The 19,718-nt window shown below is 72.7% G+C and carries 17 protein-coding genes; 7 read left to right on the plus strand and 10 right to left on the minus strand.

Annotated elements, in window-relative coordinates; genetic code table 11:
• Positions 1–40 precede the first annotated feature (40 nt).
• Positions 41–1,783: a lysine--tRNA ligase gene (gene lysS / locus MTQ01_RS11280; protein WP_247489275.1), complete on the plus strand. Its 1,743-nt coding sequence runs from the start codon at positions 41–43 to the stop codon at positions 1,781–1,783.
• Positions 1,784–2,322: 539 nt separating this feature from the next.
• Here lysS and MTQ01_RS11285 read toward each other — a convergent pair.
• Positions 2,323–2,880 carry a nuclear transport factor 2 family protein gene (locus tag MTQ01_RS11285; RefSeq protein WP_247489277.1) on the minus strand — a complete coding sequence of 186 codons (558 nt, stop codon included), beginning with the start codon at positions 2,878–2,880 and terminating at the stop codon, positions 2,323–2,325.
• A 188-nt stretch (positions 2,881–3,068) separates the two neighbouring features.
• Between MTQ01_RS11285 and MTQ01_RS24940 the strand changes: the two genes are divergently transcribed.
• Both MTQ01_RS24940 and MTQ01_RS11290 read left to right on the plus strand, forming a co-directional pair.
• Positions 3,069–3,200 (plus strand): hypothetical protein, encoded by a 132-nt coding sequence (locus MTQ01_RS24940; protein ID WP_282613562.1) that lies wholly within the window; start codon positions 3,069–3,071, stop codon positions 3,198–3,200.
• A gap of 147 nt (positions 3,201–3,347) precedes the next feature.
• Positions 3,348–4,145, plus strand: coding sequence for a helix-turn-helix transcriptional regulator (locus tag MTQ01_RS11290; RefSeq protein ID WP_247489279.1), 798 nt, complete (start codon positions 3,348–3,350; stop codon positions 4,143–4,145).
• A gap of 299 nt (positions 4,146–4,444) precedes the next feature.
• Here the strand turns inward: MTQ01_RS11290 and MTQ01_RS11295 are convergent, their stop codons facing one another.
• The 3 genes from MTQ01_RS11295 to MTQ01_RS11305 form a co-directional block, all read right to left on the minus strand.
• Positions 4,445–6,145 (minus strand): DUF2637 domain-containing protein, encoded by a 1,701-nt coding sequence (locus MTQ01_RS11295; protein ID WP_247489978.1) that lies wholly within the window; start codon positions 6,143–6,145, stop codon positions 4,445–4,447.
• 287 nt (positions 6,146–6,432) lie between these two features.
• Entirely contained in the window at positions 6,433–7,203 is a 771-nt protein-coding gene (locus MTQ01_RS11300) for a DUF3558 domain-containing protein (protein WP_247489281.1), read from the minus strand.
• A 66-nt stretch (positions 7,204–7,269) separates the two neighbouring features.
• On the minus strand, positions 7,270–8,199 hold the full coding sequence (locus MTQ01_RS11305) for a DUF3558 domain-containing protein (protein ID WP_247489283.1): 930 nt from the start codon (positions 8,197–8,199) through the stop codon (positions 7,270–7,272).
• A gap of 236 nt (positions 8,200–8,435) precedes the next feature.
• Here MTQ01_RS11305 and MTQ01_RS11310 point away from each other — a divergent pair, with 236 nt between their 5' ends.
• Positions 8,436–9,629 (plus strand): RtcB family protein, encoded by a 1,194-nt coding sequence (locus MTQ01_RS11310; protein WP_247489285.1) that lies wholly within the window; start codon positions 8,436–8,438, stop codon positions 9,627–9,629.
• Between the two features lie 157 nt (positions 9,630–9,786).
• Here the strand turns inward: MTQ01_RS11310 and MTQ01_RS11315 are convergent, their stop codons facing one another.
• On the minus strand, positions 9,787–10,551 hold the full coding sequence (locus MTQ01_RS11315) for an SDR family NAD(P)-dependent oxidoreductase (protein ID WP_247489287.1): 765 nt from the start codon (positions 10,549–10,551) through the stop codon (positions 9,787–9,789).
• 316 nt (positions 10,552–10,867) lie between these two features.
• Between MTQ01_RS11315 and MTQ01_RS11320 the strand changes: the two genes are divergently transcribed.
• Positions 10,868–11,323, plus strand: coding sequence for a MarR family transcriptional regulator (locus tag MTQ01_RS11320; protein ID WP_247489980.1), 456 nt, complete (start codon positions 10,868–10,870; stop codon positions 11,321–11,323).
• 97 nt (positions 11,324–11,420) lie between these two features.
• Here the strand turns inward: MTQ01_RS11320 and MTQ01_RS11325 are convergent, their stop codons facing one another.
• The 4 genes from MTQ01_RS11325 to MTQ01_RS11340 form a co-directional block, all read right to left on the minus strand.
• On the minus strand, positions 11,421–12,656 hold the full coding sequence (locus MTQ01_RS11325) for a cytochrome P450, cyclodipeptide synthase-associated (RefSeq protein WP_247489289.1): 1,236 nt from the start codon (positions 12,654–12,656) through the stop codon (positions 11,421–11,423).
• A gap of 79 nt (positions 12,657–12,735) precedes the next feature.
• Positions 12,736–13,464: a tRNA-dependent cyclodipeptide synthase gene (locus tag MTQ01_RS11330; protein ID WP_247489291.1), complete on the minus strand. Its 729-nt coding sequence runs from the start codon at positions 13,462–13,464 to the stop codon at positions 12,736–12,738.
• Between the two features lie 414 nt (positions 13,465–13,878).
• Positions 13,879–14,340, minus strand: coding sequence for a MarR family winged helix-turn-helix transcriptional regulator (locus MTQ01_RS11335; protein WP_247489293.1), 462 nt, complete (start codon positions 14,338–14,340; stop codon positions 13,879–13,881).
• Positions 14,341–14,695: 355 nt separating this feature from the next.
• Entirely contained in the window at positions 14,696–16,969 is a 2,274-nt protein-coding gene (locus MTQ01_RS11340; RefSeq protein ID WP_247489295.1) for a cation-translocating P-type ATPase, read from the minus strand.
• Between the two features lie 278 nt (positions 16,970–17,247).
• On the opposite strand from MTQ01_RS11340, the gene MTQ01_RS11345 reads away from it, so the two are divergent.
• Both MTQ01_RS11345 and MTQ01_RS11350 read left to right on the plus strand, forming a co-directional pair.
• Positions 17,248–18,243 carry a hypothetical protein gene (locus MTQ01_RS11345; protein WP_247489298.1) on the plus strand — a complete coding sequence of 332 codons (996 nt, stop codon included), beginning with the start codon at positions 17,248–17,250 and terminating at the stop codon, positions 18,241–18,243.
• 53 nt (positions 18,244–18,296) lie between these two features.
• Positions 18,297–18,863, plus strand: a complete 567-nt coding sequence (locus MTQ01_RS11350) for an AAA family ATPase (RefSeq protein ID WP_247489301.1) — start codon at positions 18,297–18,299, stop codon at positions 18,861–18,863.
• Between the two features lie 138 nt (positions 18,864–19,001).
• Here the strand turns inward: MTQ01_RS11350 and MTQ01_RS11355 are convergent, their stop codons facing one another.
• Positions 19,002–19,625, minus strand: a complete 624-nt coding sequence (locus MTQ01_RS11355; protein ID WP_374207727.1) for a hypothetical protein — start codon at positions 19,623–19,625, stop codon at positions 19,002–19,004.
• Positions 19,626–19,718: the final 93 nt, after the last annotated feature.

Here is a 19,718-nt window from a genome sequence, read left to right on the forward strand (position 1 = left end):
TCAGACGTGTACGCGCAGAGCACAGAAGGAAGTACCGCACGTGGCTGAGAGCACCCCCGAGGCCGACTGGGTCTCCCGATTCGCGGACGAGGTCATCGCCGAGGCGGAACGCCGCGCCCCCGGCAAACCGATCGTCTGCGCCTCGGGGCTGAGCCCCTCGGGCTCCATCCACCTGGGCAATCTGCGCGAGGTGATGACCCCGCACCTGGTCGCGGACGAGGTCCGGCGGCGCGGGTACGAGTGCGTCCACCTCATCTCCTGGGACGACTACGACCGCTACCGCAAGGTGCCGGCCGGGGTCGACCCCTCCTGGGAGCAGCACATCGGCAAGCCGCTGACCGCGGTGCCGGCGCCGCCCGGCAGTGAACACCCGTCCTGGGCCGCCCACTTCAAGGCCGCGATGACGGAGTCGCTGGCCGAGCTGGGCGTGGAGTTCCACGGGATCAGCCAGACCGAGCAGTACACCTCCGGGGCGTACCGCGAGCAGATCCTGCTGGCGATGCGGGAGCGCGCCACCATCGACGGTGTGCTCGCGCGCTACCGCACCAAGGCCAAGGACGGCGGCAAGCCGGGCGCGAAGGGCCAGAAGGGCCAGAAGGGCCAGAAGCCCGTCGACGAGGCGGAGCTCGCCGCGGCCGAGGGCTCGGGCGCCGCCGGCGAGGACGACGGCAGCGGCGGCGGTGGCGGGTACTTCCCGTACAAGCCGTACTGCACCGTCTGCGGGACGGACTTCACCACCGTCACCGCGTACGACGACGAGAGCACCGAGCTGCGCTACGAGTGCCGATGCGGCCACAACGAGACGGTGCTGCTCAGCGAGTTCAACCACGGCAAGCTGGTCTGGAAGGTCGACTGGCCGATGCGGTGGGCGTACGAGGGCGTCGTCTTCGAGCCCTCCGGCGTCGACCACTCCTCGCCCGGCTCCTCGTTCGTCGTCGGCGGGCAGATCGTGCGCGAGGTCTTCGGCGGACAACAGCCGATCGGGCCGATGTACGCCTTCGTCGGCATCAGCGGGATGGCGAAGATGTCCAGCTCCAAGGGCGGGGTGCCGACCCCGGCCGACGCGCTGGAGATCATGGAGGCGCCGCTGCTGCGCTGGCTCTACGCACGGCGCAGGCCCAACCAGTCGTTCAAGATCGCCTTCGACCAGGAGATCCAGCGCACCTACGACGAGTGGGACGCGCTGGAGCGCCGTATCGCCGAGGGAGCGGCGCAGCCCGCGGACCTGGCGGCGCACTCCCGGTCGGTGCGTACCGCGGCCGGCGAGCTGCCGAGCACGCCGCGTCCGCTGCCGTACCGCACGCTGGCCTCGGTGGCCGACGTGACGCAGGGCGCCGAGGACCAGATCCTGCGCATCCTGGGCGAGTTGGACCCGGAGCGGCCGATCGTCTCGCTGGCGGAGACCAGGCCGAGGCTGGACCGCGCCGAGCGCTGGATCAGCACCCAGGTGCCGGCCGAGCAGCGCACCCGGGTGCGGGAGGAGCCGGACGGCGAGCTGCTGGCCTCGCTGGAGGACGAGCAGCGCGAGAGCCTGCGCCTGCTGCTGGAGGGTCTGGACGAGCACTGGTCGCTGGACGGGCTGACGACGCTCGTCTACGGCGTGCCCAAGATCCGGGCGGGGCTGGCGCCGGAGGCGAAGCCCACTCCCGAACTGAAGGTGGCGCAGCGGGCGTTCTTCGCGCTGCTGTACCGGCTGCTGGTCGGCCGGGACACCGGTCCGAGGCTGCCGACGCTGCTGCTGGCGGTCGGAGCCGACCGGGTGCGCAAGCTCCTGGGCGCCTAGCCCGACGGCTCGTGCCGCTCGGCGGCTCGTGTGCGTCGGAGACTTGCCGGGGTCGGCGACGCGTGAGGGTCGGCGGCTCGTGAGGGTCGGCGGCTCGCGGGTCGACGACGTACGGGGCCGACGCCCGAACTCCCGGACCGCTCCGGGGCGTTGCAGACCACTGCACGCCCCGGAGCGGTTCTTCTCGTGTGCACGGTGCCGGCGTACGGGTCGCGGATGCGCGAGAGCGCGGGCAGGGGCCGGCCGAACGGGCCCGGCCGGTGAGCCGGGCGGTCTCGCCGTCGGGCGGTCTCGCGGCGGACCGACCACCAGGGCCCGCCCTGCGGCCGACGACCGGCGCCGAGCACCGGCGTTCGTCCTCACCGCCGGCCGGGCCGGTGGCGCTCCCGCTGCACGGGCGGCGCGGCCCGCTTGCGCGGTCCCGCCCCCGTGGACGGCCCGGCCCCCGCGGACGGGTCCCGCACCGGTCGGGGCGCGCCCCGACCCTCCCGGGCGTGGGTGCGCCGGTGGGCGACGGGAGCGGGGGCGCGGCTGTGCCGTCACCGGCCGGATCGGGCGGACATCGTGGGGGAGATCATGCGGCCGACAGCCCGGAGGGCGCCCCGCCGTTCGGGCCCGTTCGGCGGGATGAGCAGCCCCACGTACATGAATGCGTTCCCGTATTCGGCGATTCGGACGATCTTCCCGTTCTCGATGTCGAACCGAATCACATAGATGTTGCGGTAGGGCTTGCCCGTGCGGGCGACAGTCATATCGCCCTTTCCGTAGAAATGGGCCTCACGGCCGCCTTCCGCTGCGGTCCATCGCTGGTCGCGCCATCTCAGCGGGGTGAATTTGTCGAAGAGCGCTTTCGTGTACCCGAGAACGTCCTTCTTCCCCTTGATGTCGGCCACGCAGAAGCCCTTCACCCTGCCGGCGATGATGTCCTCGACCCCTTCGGCGGTCTTGGCCCGATGTGTCTGCATGAAAAGCTGGCGCGCCTCCGGGGCAAGGAGCCGGTCGGCGGTTTCGAGGTCCTTCGACTCGACGGCGTGGATGAATTCCCTGGCGGCATCGAGTGCGGCGTGCGGCTCGGGCGTTGGTGTCCGGTCAGACATGGAACCCTCTGGTGATCGGTGAATTGATGCTCGGGCTGCGACGTCCCACGGCAGGAGGAGCGGCTCGTCGAACGCACTCGGGGGCCGGAGGGGCGCGGGACGCGGTGTCCGCCGGTGCGTGAACTCCGATTCGTGCGCCCACCTCCGTTCGGTGAACGTCCCGACATCCACGCCTCATCGAACTCGCGGTGGGCGAGGAGTTCCGCGCTCTCGTGCTCGTTGCGCGGGAGCCGTTTCCGTTTCCGGTGATGTCCGGCCGCCTTTGCTCGTTCGGCGAGTTCGGACCGGTTCTGGTTCAGCTCGCCGAGCAGCTCGCGTGATTCCTGAATCGGGCCGTGGGATGTGTCGCCGTGCGACTTCGAGTTTCCGCGAGTCCGTCTCGACGAAGAAGACCTCGCCGAGCCTGGTACTGCGAAGACCACGCAGCCGGGCTGTCGACCGGTGGCGCCCCTGACAGGATGGTCTGCATGGCTGGCAGCGATCGGACGCAGTTCGGGGAGTACCTGCGGCGCCGGCGGGCCGCGATGACTCCGCCGGAGCCGCCGGGCGGCGTGCGCGCGTCGCGGCGGCGGGTTCCCGGCCTTCGGCGGCACGAGCTGTCCGACATCGCCGGGATCTCGGTCGAGTACTACACCCGTCTCGAACAGGGCAGGGCGCCGCGGCCCTCGAAAGAGATCCTCCTCGCCCTGGCACGGGCCCTCGATCTCTCGGGTCCGGAGCGGGACCATCTGTTCCGCCTCGCCGGAGGCCCTGTCCCCGGGCCCGAGTCGCCCGACGAGGTGATTCGGCCCGGACTGCTGCGGATGATGGGCACTCTCGACGACACGATGCCGGTGACGGTCCATGACGGCCGCCTGGACCTGCTCGCCCTCAACCGAGCGGCGGAGGAGCTGCTCGCCCCGCTGGCAGGCAGCGGCCGGTTCAGCCGCAACGTCGCCCACCAGGCGTTCACCACCACGGGAGTTGCGGACCTCCTCGGTCACGACGGAGCGAGGCAGTTCCTGCGCGTCGCCGCCGCGGAACTCCGCAGCGCGCTCAGCCGTTATCCGGACGACCCGTATCTCCAGGACATCCACGCGGAGTTGACGGCCAACAGCCCGATCTTCCCGGAGTACTGGGAACGCGGCGAGGTCGGCGCCCGGCGGTCCGCGATCAAGCACTTCAACCACCCGGACCGGGGTCGGCTGGGCTACGACATCGAGATGCTCCACGACCCCGAACGCGATCACTGGATCATGCTCTACACCCCTCGGCCCTCCGCCTGACGGACAGCCGGTGTCCGTCCGCCGAATCGGCTCCGGGACGCGCCGCGGCGACTGCCCGGACCGGCCGCCCGGACCGTCTCGCAAGGCCGCCGCCGTACGGGGGCGACGCCGTACGGGGCCGCCGCCGTACGGGGCAGACGCCGAACTCCCGGGCTGCGGCGAGGAGTTGCCGACCCCCGGGCCCGCGCCTCCGGTCGGTCATTCGTGCACACCGCGGGGCGCGGCGGCGTACGGGGGCACGGGGAGTGCGGGCCGTACGGTGCGCGGGCACACGGCCGCGGGGTGCGGCGGGGCCGGGGTCAGCCGCTGACGCCCATCTCGGCGTTGTAGCGGTCGCGGAACTCGGTGAGGTGGGAGCGGAGGTAGGGCTCGCTCAGCAGGGAACCGTCGTTGTTGGTCACTCCGAGCTGGTCGTTGAGCGCGCGGCTGAGCTGGCGTGCGCTGGGGCGCTCGCCCTTCTCCGCTATGTACTGGCGGTAGACCGAGTAGTAGACCTCTTCGCGCTGCTCGCCGTCGGGTATGCCGACCGGCACCAACTCGGTCTCCTCCTGCGGGGATTCGGGCTCGGGGTGCCGCGGCGCGGGCTCCGGCCGGCGTCGCCGCGGCTCGGGTACGGGTTCCGGCTCCGGTACGGGCTCGGGCTCGGTCTGCGCATGGCCGAGCGCACGCACCCGGCCGGGACCGACGGGCACCGTGACGGCCGGTTCGCCCTCCGGCTCCGGCTGCGCCGGGAACGCCAACTCCTCCTGGTGCGGGGCGCGTTCGGCCGTCCGCTCGGGGTGGTCCGCAGGGCCCGGACGGTCCGTCGGACGGGCGTGGGCGGGTGGCGTCGCCGCCCCGGAGTGCCGGGCGGCGGGGGCGAACCGGCCGGTGTCCGCAGCCTCTTCGTACCGCCCGTCGTCGTCCGGTGCCGAACCGTGCCCGTGGGCCGGTGAGTTGACGGGCCGTCCGTCGTGCACCGGGGTGCCGGCCTCGGGCCGCGGGCCGTCGTGGGGTCGGGCGGGGGCCGCGTGGTCCGACGCCCGGGCTCCACCGCGCTGCCGCGGCTCGTTCTCCCAACGCCCGTTCGCGGCCTGCCCGTTCGGTGCCTGCCCGTTCGCGGCCTGCCCGTTCGGCGACTGCGCGTCGGTGGGCGGTCGGTCGGAGGGGGCGGGGGCGGCGGCGGACCCGGGGTGGGGCCGTTCCTCGGGTGCGGACACGCGCTGCGTACGGGCGGCGGTGTCCTCGGCCGACTGCCGGGGCGCCGCGCCGCCGGTGAGCGCGGGGCGTCCGCGACCGTCGAGGGCGGCGGTGTCCGGTGCTCCTGTGCGTGTGGCCGGGACGGTGATGCCGGCCGCGTCGAGGCCGGCGGGTCCGGTCTCGGCGAGGGGGATGCCGTACTTGGCGAGTTTGAGCGGCATCAGCGACTCGACCGGTGCCTTGCGCCGCCAGGCCCTGCCGTATCGGGCGCGCAACCGGGCCTGGTAGACGAGGCGTTCCTGTTCGAGGCGGATGACCTCCTCGTAGCTGCGCAGCTCCCAGAGCTTCATCCGCCGCCACAGCAGGAAGGTCGAGGGGAAGGCGAGCAGCCAGCGGGAGATCCGCACGCCCTCCATGTGCTTGTCCGCGGTGATGTCGGCGATCCGGCCGACCGCGTGCCGGGCGGCCTCGACGGAGACGACGAACAGCAGCGGGATGACGGCGTGCATTCCCACGCCGAGCGGATCCGGCCAGGCCGCGGCGCCGTTGAAGGCGATGGTGGCGGCGGTGAGCAGCCACGCGGTCTGCCGCAGCAGCGGGAAGCCGATGCGCAGCCAGGTGAGCAGCAGATCGAGCGAGAGCAGCACGACGATGCCCGCGTCGATGCCGATGGGGAAGAAGGGCGCGAAGTCACCGAAGCCCTTGCGTTCGGCCAGATCCCTCACGGCGCTGTACGAACCGGCGAAGCCGATCGCGGCGATCACCAGCGCGCCGACGATCACCACGCCGATCAGGACGCGGTGCGTGCGGTTCAGTTTCATCGCGGCCACCCGCGATCTCCTCCCACCCAGGCGACACCGAGCGGCGCCAAGCCTGGCACATCTGTCGCTTCCGTGTTCGAGCGGGAGTGTGCAGCGGTCTCGCCGGTGTGCTCGCGGCAGCTCTCGGCAGAGCTGTCACCAGCGTCAACTCCGGTGCGGAGCAGGGTGGTCGAAGGAGGCGGCCGGGCGGGTCGTCCGGGTGGCGCGTTCGGCGGCGCGCACCGCCCCCGTACGACCGTCCGACCCGCGCTGCGCCGGGGGTGCGCCGAACGCGCCGCGCTCCGCCGTCACTTGACGGCGGTGAGCGCCTCCTTGGCGACCTTCTCGGCGTCCTTGCGCACGGAGTCCGCGCTCGGGCGCTTGGCGCCCTCGAAGCCCGCGCCGGAGTAGTCCACGGTCAGGACGACGTTGCTGCTGAGGACGACGATGCGGTGCTCGCGGTAGTCCTCGGACTTCTTGCCGTCCTTCTTCTCGGTGTCGTAGCTGATGCCGGTGGCCTTGTCGCCGACGCCGTCGAGCTTGGACTCCTTGATGGCCTTGTTGCTGCCGTCGGCCGAGACGGAGTCCTGGAGCTGGGCGGCCTGTTCGCGGGCGCGCTTGTCGCCGGAGGCTCCGCCGCTCTCGGACTCGAAGCGGTGGAAGGAGACCGTGAGCGAGCGGTAGTCGTAGTCGTCCAGGCCGGTCCACAGGCAGCTGTTGTAGCGGTCCTGGTCGGCCGTCTTCAGCTTCTTGCCGGTCTCCTTGTCGACGCCGGGGACGACGTCCTTGACCGTCTTGGCCGCGATCGCCTTGCAGGGGTCGGGCAGGCTCTTGAACTTCACCGGCGCAGGGCTCGCCGCCGAGGACTCGCTCGCGCCCTCGGACTTGTCGTCGTCGCCGGCGTCGTCCGAGCCGAAGCAGCCGGTCAGCAGCAGCGCGGGTACGGTCGCGGCGGCCAGCAGACGGGCCAGCCGCCGGGGGGAGCGTGCGCGGCCGGCCGGCGCGGCGCGTCCCGGGGCGTCCGGGCCCGCGTCGGTGGCAGCGGTCGCGGGGGTGGGGTGTGTCGCTCGGTTCTTCACGGGTTCGTCGCTTTCAGGTGTGGATCAGCTGTGCGCTCGGGGCTGTCGGCCGGTGTGGACCGGTGGTCAGTTCTCCAACTGCCCGACGAGCTGCTTGGCGAGCTTCTGCGCCTTCTCCTGGAGTTCCTCGCTGCCCGGAATCAGGCGTTTGTCGGTGGACCACTGGTCGTACTCGACCGTGACGATGACGTTCCCCGCCCGGAAGACGAGGGTGATGTCGCGGTGCAGACCGGAATCGGCGGTGACCAACTCGTCGTTGAGGTAGGCCACATCGCCGATCGCCTCCAGCGGTCGGGGTACGAGTGCGGGGTCGGCCGCGGGGTCGTCCGGGTCGGCGGGGTCGGTGGCGTCGGCCGAGCCGTCGTCGGACGGGCCGGTCCCGTCCTCGCCGCCCTGGGGCTCCTCGGAGCCGCCGGTGTCCTCGTCGTCCGGGGTGTTCCCGGCGCCGTCGGGCTCGGCGTCCTCGGTGCTGCCGTCGCCGTCGGAGTCCTCGGAGTCCTCGGAGTTCTCGTCCTCCTCGGAGTCCTCGTCGACCGGCGGGGCCTCGTCGGGGATCTTGTCCTTGCGCGCCCGGGCGTCGTAGAGCTCCGCGGCGCGGTCGTCGTCGCTGATCTCGCCGTCGTAGGAGACGACGCGTTCGAGGTCGATCGACAGGTGGTGGCTGCCGAGGGTGCCGGTCGACTTCCACTTGCAGCCGACCCGGCGCTCGATGTCGTACGTGACGGCGGCGGTGCCCTCGGGCAGCGGCCGGTTGGTCGGCGAGGCGCTCTCCGCGCCGTCGGCGACGAGGAGTTCGCGGAGGGTCTCCTCGGAGACGGCCCCGCACGGCTCGGGGAGCGAGGCGTGGGTGCCGGGTTTGGCGGGGCCCGTCTGGGAGCTGCCGCCGGACTTTCCGTCGCCCTCGTCCTCGCCGTCGGAGCCGCCCGTACAGCCGGTCAGGCCGAGGGTGAGCGCGATGAGCGCCGCCGTCGCGCTCCTGCGTGCTCTTCGCTGCACGGTGCCTCCCGAACCTCTGAACCCACTGTCGCCTCGCTCGCGCCCGCGGCGGCGTGCGCGTACTCGGCCGCGTCGAAAACATGTTGCCGCCTCGCGGGGCGAGCAGAACACAATGTCTACCGCACACCGCGCACAGCCGTCCGGTTCGGCGGGGGCTATGTACGTCCAAGTCCGGTTATTACCGTTTACTCGACGGTGTGGCGAATCACAGCATTTTCAGGGGGAGCTGAGCAGTCATGTCGTACACCGAGATGCCCGGCGCGCGCGTGCCGATCCGCATGTGGGCGGACCCGGCGACCGTCGAGGACGGCGCCCTGCGACAGCTGCAGAACGTGGCGACGCTGCCGTGGATCAAGGGTCTGGCCGTCATGCCGGACGTGCACTACGGCAAGGGCGCCACGGTCGGTTCCGTCATCGCGATGAAGGACGCCGTCTGCCCGGCGGCGGTCGGTGTGGACATCGGCTGCGGCATGTCGGCGGTGCGCACCTCGCTGACCGCCAACGACCTGCCCGGCGACCTCTCCGGGCTGCGTACGCGCGTCGAGGCGGTCATCCCGGTCGGCCGCGGAATGCACGACGAGGCCGTCGACCCCGGTCGGCTGCACGGCTACCCGACCGCGGGCTGGGACGACTTCTGGTCGCGGTTCGACGGCGTGGCCGAGGCGGTGCACTTCCGCCAGGGGCGGGCGGCCAAGCAGATGGGCACACTCGGCGGCGGCAACCACTTCGTGGAGATCTGCCTGGACACCGAGGGCGCCGTGTGGCTGATGCTGCACTCCGGCTCGCGCAACATCGGCAAGGAGCTGGCCGAGCACCACATCGGCCGCGCGCAGAAGCTGCCGCACAACCAGGGCCTGGTCGACCGCGATCTCGCCGTCTTCGTCGCGGACACCCCGGAGATGGCGGCCTACCGGCACGACCTCTTCTGGGCGCAGGAGTACGCCAAGCACAACCGCGCCGTGATGATGGGCCTGCTCCAGGGCGTCGTCCGCAAGGAGTTCAAGAAGGCGAAGCCGACCTTCGACCGGGTGATCTCCTGCCACCACAACTACGTGGCCGAGGAGCGGTACGACGGGATGGACCTGCTGGTCACCCGGAAGGGGGCGATCCGGGCCGGCAGCGGCGAGTACGGGATCATCCCCGGTTCGATGGGTACCGGTTCGTACATCGTCAAGGGGCTGGGCAACGCGGCGTCGTTCAACTCCGCCTCGCACGGCGCCGGTCGCCGGATGAGCCGGAACGCGGCCAAGCGGCGGTTCACCGCCGGGGATCTGGCGGACCAGACGCGCGGCGTGGAGTGCCGCAAGGACTCCGGTGTGGTCGACGAGATCCCGGCCGCGTACAAGTCGATCGACCAGGTCGTCGAGCGGCAGCGGGACCTCGTCGAGGTCGTCGCGAAGCTGAAGCAGGTCGTCTGCGTCAAGGGCTGACACCGACGGGCCGGCCCCCGCGAGGTGCGGGGGCCGGCCCGTGCGTGTGCGTGGCCGTGTGCGGTCCGTCCGTTGCGGGCCCGTGTGTGCGGCCCGTCCGTGTGCGTCCGAGGGGTTGCCGTGTGCGTCCCGGCTCCGCGGGCGTCCCGGCGGGCGGCTACTGCTCGCGGTGGAGCTTGCGGTTGGCGGCCTGAGCACGGGGGCGCACGACGAGCAGGTCGATGTTGACGTGCGGCGGCCTGGTGACCGCCCAGGTGACCGTGTCGGCGACATCCTCGGCGGTCAGTGGGTCCGGTACGCCCGCGTACACCGCGTCGGCCCGCTCGGTGTCGCCGCCGAACCGGGTCAGCGCGAACTCCTCGGTCTTCACCAGCCCGGGCGCCACCTCGATGACGCGCACCGGCTCGCCGCACAGCTCCAGCCGCAGCGTCTCGGCGAGCGCGTGGGCGCCGTACTTGGCGGCCGAGTACCCGCCGCCGCCCTCGTACACCGCGAGCCCCGCGGTGGAGGAGAGCACCACGACGGTGCCGTCGCCGCTCGCGGTGAGCGCCGGCAGCAGCGCCTGGGTCATGTGGAGAACACCGAGGACGTTGACCTCGTACATCGTCCGCCAGTCCGCGGGGTCGCCCTCGGCGACCGAGTCCAGTCCGAGCGCTCCGCCCGCGTTGTTGACCAGTACGTCGACCGAGCCCTGCGCGGTGAGTTCACCGGCGAGCGCGTCCACGGCGGCCCGGTCGGTGACGTCCAGCGGACGGGCCAGCGCCTGGTGCCCCGCGCCGGTCAACTCCTCGGCCAGCGCCTCGATCCGCTCCGTGCGGCGTGCGGTGAGCACCACGCGGTAGCCGGCGGCGGCCAGCCCGCGCGCGGTGGCGGCACCGATGCCGCTGCTCGCTCCGGTGACGACGGCGGTGGGGGCGGACATCTGGACTCCTCTGCGCGGGGCGACGGGGACGGCCGTACGGGGCGCCCGCACCGGTCGTGACCGGTCGGCACCCTGCCCCGAAGGCTAACGCGCTGCTCCGACCCCGCGCGGGCGTCCCCCGCACCGGGCCGCGGCACTGCGGTCCGGCGTCGGGGCGGCGGGCTGTGCGGTGGGACGAAGGGGCGGCGGGAGGGAACGGCGGGAACGGAGGGTGCCGGGCCCTGGCGGATCGACGTCGGATCGGGTATTCGCGTGCGGAGGACGATGCTCGGGACACGTGCGCTGCGCACGCTATTCTGACGGGGTGGATCGTGATGTGGAGACCGAGGTCGGGCACGAAGTGGCCCGCGCGCTGGGCCAGTTGCTCAAGCGCAGCGCACGCACCTGGCTGTACGCCGGGTTGACCGAGGGGCTGGGGGAGGGCGTCGACGAGGTCACCTACCCGGTGCTGAGCGGCCTCGCCAGGACCGGGCCGTGCAGCGCCGCCGAGCTGGCGTGGGAGGTGGGCCTGGACCGCTCCGGCATCAGCCGTCGCGCGGGCCGGCTGGAGTCGGCGGGGCTGCTGCGCCGGGAGCCCGATCCGCACGACGGCCGAGCGGTGCTGCTGGTGCTCACCGACCGCGGCGTGGAGGCGAACGACCTGCTGCGCAGACGACTGGTGCGGCGGATAGAGGACTCGCTGGCCGAGTGGCCGCCCGAGGAGGCGCGGGCGTTCGCCGCCGGGCTGCGGCGGTTCGCCCTGGAGGGCCCGTTCGCCGAACCCCTGGCGTGAGGCCCGCCGCACCGGGACGGGCGCGGCGCGGCCCGTCCCGTGCCGGGGTGGCCGTCCCGCAGTCGCTCCGGTCGACTCCTCGGCGGCCGACCGCCGTTCAGCGCGCGTCGGCGCCCGGGCGGGGCCGGAACTCCACCGGCAGCGCGACCGGTCCGCGGGTGTACACGCCGCTCTCCTCGTAGCGGAACCCGGAGGCGTACCGCACGTCCTCCAACAGCGGCAGCAGCAGCCCGGCGACGGTCTCGATCTCGGTGCGCACGAAGGAGGCGCCGACGCACATGTGCAGACCTGCGCCGAACGCCAGATGCTGCGCCGCCGCGGTGAACGACCGTGCCGCGCCCAGGTCCTGGCGCTCCATGTCGAAGCGGTCGGGCTCGTGGAAGACCTCCGGGTCCCGGTTGGCCGCTCCGATCACGCAGAACACAGTGGACCCGGCCGGCACCGTCGTGCCGGAGAGCTCCACGTCGGCCACGGCACGACGCGGGATCAGCTGTACGGGCGGCGTGCAGCGCAGCGTCTCGGCGAGCGCCGCGGGCAGCAGCTCCGGACGGGCGCGGAGCCTCGCCAACTGGTCCGGGTGGTCGATGAGATGACGGAAGAGCAGCCCCAGCGTCTTGTCCGCCGGCTCGGTGGCGGCGGCGAGCACGTTGATGATGAGCGCCGTGACGTCGCCGGTGGTCAGCGCCGTCCCGTCGTACTCGGCCGCGCACAGACGGGAGATGAGGTCGTCGCCGGGACGGGCTCGGCGCTCCTCGATGATGGGGACGAGGTACTCCTCCAGCTCCTCGGCGCAGTGCACGCAGTGCGCCCGGCGCTCGGGCGTCATGACGATGCTGGTGATGAACTCGGCGACTCCGCTGTGCCAGGCGGCGACCTTGCGCCAGTCCCGTTTGTCCAGCCCCAGCACCTCCAGGGTGACCTGGATGGCCAGCGGCTTGCCGAACTCGCCGACCAGGTCGACGCGTCCGCGGGGGAGGAACGGCGCGATCAGGGCCTGTGCGTTGGTGCGGATCGCCTCCTCCTGGTCCTTCAGCGCCGAGCCGGTGAAGGCGCGCACCACGATCTTGCGCTTGGCGGTGTGCTCGGCGCCCGCCATCTGTGCCAGCACCGGACCGCGCATCACGGGCTCGGCGCGCACCCGCAGCGTCTCGGTGGTGAACGTCTCGTGGTCGGTCAGCACCCGGCGCACGTCCCGGTGGCGGGAGACGAACCAGCTGTCGACGGCGGGTTCGTGGTGGACCGGACGTCGTTCCCTCAGCTCGGCGAAGCTGCGGTAGGGGTCGTGCGCGTAGTCCGTTGACAGCACGCTGAAATCTGAGATGACGGTGGGCATCCGAACTCCTCTGCCGCGACTGCGTGGAAGGCTGCGGCGTGGCCGAATTGCGTACAACACGCGTGTCGTCGACGGTAGTTCAGATACGCGCGGATGCATCCTCGGTGACGGTCAGATAGCCCTGGTGCGGACCCGCGGTGAGCGAGAACGCCCCGGCGAAGATCCGCTCGCCCAGTTCCCACCGCTGGTGGTAGGCGAGCAGCGACTCCTCCACGCCGAGCAGCGCGGGAGTGTGCAGAAAGAAGGGCAGCTCGGCCAGTACGTAGGGGGCCGCGTGCTCGGCCTGGGCGGCGGTGACCGGGGTCGAGCGGCCGTGCACCGTCCGCAGCCTGCCCAGTACGGCCTTGGCGGCCATTTCCAGACAGGCGCCGCGGAAGGCGGGATCGTTCTCGTACGCCGTGGTGGCGAGCGCGAGGAAGCGGCGGTAGGCCGGCTGCTCCTCGAAGTCGGAGATCTGGTGGACGCCGATCTCTCCGCCGCGCACGCCGAGGCGGACCAGCGCCTCCTCGACGGACCTGCGGTTGCGGCGGATCGCGCGCCGGGCCTTGTAACGGGCCTTGCCCTCGGGGGTGTCGAGCGCCTCCAGCTGGAGTGCGGCGGTCCGTTCGCCCGCGAGCAGTACGTCGACCCGGGCGAAGGCGGCGTGCGCCCAGCGCACCAGCCGCGCGACGTAGGCGTCGGAGAACCGGCTGTTGAAGGGGCTCACCCCCAGCAGCACATGCCTGCCGCGGCGGTGGATGTCCCGGCAGTTGGCGGTGGCGGGAGAGGTCAGGAAGGTGCTGGTGTCCGCGTGGACCGTCGTGGACATGGGGCCATCCTCTCGGCGGGGGCATCTGGACGGAGCCGCGCGGTGTGCCGCGGCGGGTGCGGGACGTGCGTGCGGGTGCGGGCCGGCGGTGCCGGGGCGTGCGGAGGTGCCGTCGACCGGGGCTGTGCTGCGGGGAGTTGCGGGTCGCGGGGGAGCGGGGATGTTGCGTACGAGCAGTGCGGGCGGTGCGGGCGGTGCGGCGGTGCTGACTGTGCGGGCGGTGCCGGCGTACGGGTGGTGCCTTGCGGTGCCGGCGTACGGGTGGTGCCTTGCGGTGCTGACGTACGGGCGGTGCGGACGTACCTGCGGTGCGTACGGGCGGTGCTGGCGTACGGGTGGTGCTGGCGTACGGGCGGTGCGGTGCGGTGCGCGGGCGGCGGGCCCGGGCGGCTGCCGGGTGCCCCCGACGGGCCGTCAGGCGCTGTGCGGATCGGTGAAGAGATTGCTCTCGACGAAGCGGCGGAAGATCTTCACGAAGACGGCCACCTCCTCCTCCGACCACTCGGCGAGGTAGTCGCCGATCAGCGAGGCGAGCCGCTCGCGCATGACCGTGACGGCCTCCTGCCCGCGGGGCGTGAGGACGAGCAGGGTGCCGCGGCTGTCGCGGGGGTCGGTCGTGCGCGCCAGGAAGCCGTAGTGCTCCAGCGTGGTGGCGCGGCGGCTGACGACGGAGCGGTCCACGCTCACGTCCTGGGCCAGCTCCGCCGAGGTGCAACTGCCGCGTCTGGCAAGGCCGCTGATGACCGGATAGGTGACCTCGTCGATGCCTTCGCCGACGCCTCTGGTGAGAGCTCCGTACACCCGGGATCGCATGTCGCGCCGCAGCAGCACGGTGAGTGCCTCCGACACATCGGCTCCGTAGCCCCCGTCATCCATGTCGCCCAACTTAGCGTGCCCTGTGCACGCTTAGTCGTGCGCGCACAGGACTGTGGCAAGTGTCACGTTGCTGTGCGGGCGGGGCTCGGTACGGGGCTCCGGGCCGGGCGGGTGGTGCGCCCCGGTTCTCCCGCGGTCCGCACTCCGTACGGCACCCCTGTGCGCCCGCGCGGCAACGACCCGTACGCCCGCGCACACCAGGCCCGACGGCAGCGCGGCCGGGCAGCCGGGGTCCCGCAGCCGCGGCCGGACACGCGCGGCCGGACACGCACGGCGGCGGCCCCGAACTCCCGTTGCGCGGTGTGGAGTTCGGGGCCGCCGGTCGGAGGTGCGGTTCGGCCGGGGACGGCCGGGGTCAGCCGTCGAGCGCCTTGAAGCGGCGCAGCCGCAGGCTGTTGGCGACCACCGAGACCGAGGAGAACGCCATCGCTGCTCCCGCCAGCATCGGGTTGAGCAGACCGGCCGCGGCCAGCGGCAGCGCGGCGACGTTGTAGCCGAAGGCCCACACCAGATTGGAGCGGATCGTCGACAGCGTGCGTCGGGACAGCCGGATCGCGTCGGCGGCGGCCCGCAGGTCGCCCCGTACGAGAGTGAGGTCGCCGGCGTCGATCGCCGCGTCGGTGCCGGTGCCCATCGCCAGCCCCAGGTCCGCCTGGGCGAGGGCGGCGGCGTCGTTCACCCCGTCGCCGACCATCGCGACCGAACGGCCCTCGGCCTGGAGGCGTTTGACCACCTCGACCTTCTCCTCCGGCAGCACCTCGGCGACGACCTCCTCGATGCCGACCTGCGCCGCGACGGACTCCGCGACCGCCCGGTTGTCGCCGGTCAGCAGGATCGGGGTCAGCCCGAGGGCCCGCAGCCGCGCGACGGCCTCGGCGCTGGTCTCCCGTACCGCGTCGGCCACTTCGAGCAGCGCGCGCACCTCGCCGTCCCAGGCGACCAGCACCGCCGTACGGCCCGCCGCCTCCGCGCGCTCCCGGGCCGCGACGAGCTCCGGGGGCAGCCCCGACGAGCTCTCGCCGAGCAGCTGTTCGCGGCCCACCAGCACGGTGCGGCCCTCGACCGTGCCGCGCACGCCGAGCCCCGCGACACCCGCGAACTCCTGCGGCACGGGCAGCTCGCCCACCCGCTCGGCCGCCCCGGCCGCGACGGCGCGCGCGATCGGGTGCTCCGAGGCGTGCTCCAACGCCCCGGCGAGCCGCAGGACTTCGCGCTCGTCCTCGCCGTCGGCGAGCGTGACGCCGAGCAGGGCCATCGTCCCGGTGGTCACGGTGCCGGTCTTGTCCAGCACGATCGTGTCCGCCCGGCGGGTGTTCTCCAGGACCTCCGGGCCCTTGATGAGCACGCCCAGTTGGGCGCCGCGCCCGGTGCCGACCATCAGGGCCGTCGGGGTCGCCAGCCCCAGTGCGCACGGGCAGGCGATGATCAGCACGGCGACCGCGGCGGTGAAGGCGGGGGTGAGCCCGGCGCCGCTGCCCAGCCAGAAACCCAGGGTGGCGAGCGAGAGCAGGATCACCAGCGGCACGAAGACGGCGGAGATGCGGTCCGCGAGGCGCTGGGCCGCGGCCTTGCCGTTCTGCGCGTCCTCCACCAGCCGGGCCATCCGGGCCAGTTGGGTGTCCGCGCCCACTCGGGTCGCCTCCACCACGAGCCGTCCGCCCGCGTTCAGTGTGGCGCCCGTGACGCTGTCGCCCGCCGCGACCTCCACCGGCACCGACTCGCCCGTCAGCATCGAGGCGTCGACCGCGGACGAGCCCTCGACCACGGTGCCGTCGGTGGCGATCTTCTCGCCGGGCCGGACCAGGAACCGGTCGCCCACGACCAGCTCGCCGGTGGGGATCAGCCGCTCGCGGCCGTCCCGCACCACGGTGACCTCCTTCGCGCCCAGCTCCAGCAGCGCCCGCAGCGCGGCGCCGGCCTTCCGCTTGGAGCGGGCCTCGAACCAGCGCCCGGCCAGGATGAAGGTGGTGACGCCGGCCGCGGCCTCCAGATAGATGTTGGCGGCGCCGTCCGTGCGCGCGACGGTGAGTTCGAAGGGGTGCGTCATCCCCGGCTCGCCCGCGGTGCCGAAGAAGAGCGCCCACAGCGACCACAGCAGCGCCGCCGAGGTGCCCACCGAGATCAGGGTGTCCATCGTGGCCGCGCCGTGCCGGGCGTTGGTCCAGGCGGCGCGGTGGAAGGGCAGCGCTCCCCAGACCACCACCGGGGCGGCGAGGGTGAGCGAGAGCCACTGCCAGTAGTCGAACTGGAGGGCGGGCACCATCGCCATCGCGACGACCGGCACGGACAGCGCGATCGACACCAGCAGCCGCTGCCGCAGCGGGCCGAGCCCGTCGTCCTCCCGGCCGCCGTCGGCCGCACCGCCGCCCGCCGACTCGTCGCCGCCCGCGGTGCTCGGCTCGGGCGGGGGAGCGGCGGTGTAGCCGGCCGCCTCGACGGTCGCGACGAGCTCGTCCACGGCGACGCTTCCGTCGTGGCTCACCCGGGCCTTCTCGGTGGCGTAGTTGACGGTCGCCTCGACGCCGTCCATGCGGTTGAGCTTCTTCTCGATCCGGGCGGCGCACGAGGCGCAGGTCATGCCGCCGATCGTGAGCTCCACCTCGGTGGTGTCCCGGGCTGTGGTCGTCATTTCCGCTCCTCGTACGTCCTCTCAGGATGTCACTGCCGTCCGGCGCGCCCGCACCTGCGTCGCGCCCGGTCAGGCCGGGCCCGGTGGTGTGCGCGTGCCCCCGGGCCTGTCGGACACTGCTTCGTGAACATACCCACAGGGGGTATTGTTCCCGCCCTGTGCGGCATACCCCCGTGCCGTATCTGCCTGCCGGGCGGAAAGCTTAGCGTCTCATACCCCGAGGGGGTATGTTGAACTGCGCAGGACGCGCCTCGCGCGGTCATTCGAAGGAGTACGGGATGAACACCGGAACGAAGATCGGCGCCTTCGCGGGTGCCCTCGCGCTGACCTTCGGCGCCGCCTGGGGCGTCGGGGCCGCGGCGGGGCCCTTCTCGGCGGACCGGCCGAAGGCCCCGCACGGAAGCGGCCACGACGCCGGCCGCGAGGACCGCGACGGGCACGGCGGGGAACGGGGCGCGGAGCACGGCGACCGGGCCCACCCGGAGACCGCGCCCGGCGGACTGGAGATCAGCAAACAGGGGTACACGCTCGACCTCCACACCCCGAGGATCACCGCCGACGGGTCGAAGAAGTCCGAGCTGCGCTTCCGGATCCGCGACCGGGACGGCGATCCGCTGACCTCCTACGCCGTCGAGCACGGCCGGGAGCTCCACCTCATCCTCGTCGACCGCGACCTCGACACCTTCTGCCATCTGCACCCCACCCGCGCCGCGGACGGCACCTGGAGCACGGACGTCTCGCTGCCGCGGGCCGGGGCCCACCGGCTGTTCGCCGACTTCAAACCGGACCGCGAGGGCGCCGAGGCTCTCACCCTCGGCGCCGATCTGGCCGTCGCCGGTGCGTACGAGCCGGCCGAACTCCCCGAGCCGTCCGACGTGTTCGAGCTGAAAGACGGCTACCGGGTCGAGCTGGACGGTAGGTTGACCCCCGGACGCCCCGAGAGGCTGACCCTGCGGGTCGGCAAGGACGGCGAGCGGGTCACCGATCTCCAGCCCCATCTGGGCGCGTACGGCCATCTGGTCGCCCTGCGCGCCGGCGATCTGGCGTACCTCCACGTCCATCCCGAGGACGATTCCGGCGACGGCGGGGCCGAAGCCGGGCCGGCGATCTCCTTCTCCGCGACCGCGCCGAGCGCGGGCGACTACCGGCTCTTCCTGGACTTCCGCCACGAAGGCACCGTCCGCACCGCCGAGTTCACCGTTTCGGCCGGTCCCGGCCGGGACGGAGAAGAGGACCACGACCGCTCGCCGAAGGACCGGCACCACGACCACTGAGCCGCGGGCGCACTGTCGTGCCTGCGGCCGAACTCCACGGAGGGAAACGGCAGATGACCGATACGGCGGGTTCGCGCATCGTGTTCACCGGAGGCCCGGGCTCGGGGAAGACCACGCTGGTCGAAGCCCTGGCCGCCCGCGGTTTCGCCGTTGTGCCGGAGGCCGGCCGCAGCGTCATCCGCGATCAGCTGTCGGTCGGCGGGCCGGCGCTCCCGTGGCAGGACGCCGCGCTGTACACGGAGTTGATGCTGGCGGAGGCGCTGCGCGCGCATCGTGCGGTCGAACCGGGCGTCCGGCCCGTCTTCTTCGACCGCGGCGTGGTGGACGTGCACGCCTACTGCCGGCTCCGCGGCGCGTCACCGGCGGCGCATCTGCGGCGCGCGGCGACCGAAGTCCGGTACGACACCCGGGTGTTCCTCGCGCCGACCTGGCCGGAGATCTATGTGCGGGACAGCGAACGGCGCCAGACGTACGAGGAGGCGGTGCGCACCGAGGAGGCGTGCGCCGAGTCCTACCGGCTGCACGGCTACGAGGTCGTCCCGCTGCCGCGTGCCACGGTGGCCGAACGCGTCGACTTCGTGCTGGCCGCGCTCAACCCGCCCCGCACACCGGACAACTGAGAACACCACCGCCGCCGAGCCTCGCCCCTGCCACCGGGCGCCGAACAGCTCCGCCACCGAACAGGCCCCGGGCCTGCGGCCCGCCCCAAGTCCCCGGGCGCCGTCGGGAGTCGACCTCGCCGCCGGGAGTCGACCGGGCTACGGCCAGACCAGGCAGTACGGCTGGTGGCCGGCCTCGTGCAGACGGTGGCTGAAGTCCTGCCACTCGCCGAGGAGTTTGTACACGTCGAAGGCGTCCCGGGGGCCGCCGCGGTCGGGGACGGTGGACCAGATGAACGCCGCCGCACCGACCGACTCCTCGCCGACGCCGCGCAGCGGATCGACGACCGTTGTGGGCAGCTTGACCACCGCGTAGTCGGGGTGGAGGACGACCAACTCCAGGGGTGGGACGCGGTGCAGAGGTATGCCCTCTATGCCGGTGAGCACCATCGCCGCGACCGTCTCGGGCTTGATCTTGGTGAACAGCCCGCCCTGGCCCAGCTCGTCGCCGCCCAGCTCCTCCGGGCGCATCGAACGGGGAACGCGGGCAGCCGTCGCTCCGTCGGGTGCGCCGAAGTACTTGTAGGTCACCCCCACGAGGCTGCCACCCCTGCTGTTCTCCGTGCTCGACCTGTCGTCGGACCTCTTGCCGGATCCGTCGACGGGTCCGTCGTCCGACCTGTCGGGGGACCTGTCGTTCGACCTTCTGCCGTCTGCGGCGTTTCTCCGGTGTCTGCCGCGCGGAACGCTCCCCGGCCCGAGGTCACCCGAGCCGTCGCCCAGCCCGCCACCGCGCTGCATGTCACCACCTGCACTCGTTCGCGGCCTCACCGCGCGACCCGGTCATCGTGTGTCAGAGACCTCCCCCCGATCCGA

It is taken from the genome of Streptomyces sp. XM4193 (genome assembly GCF_023072595.1).
Lineage (GTDB): Bacteria > Actinomycetota > Actinomycetes > Streptomycetales > Streptomycetaceae > Streptomyces.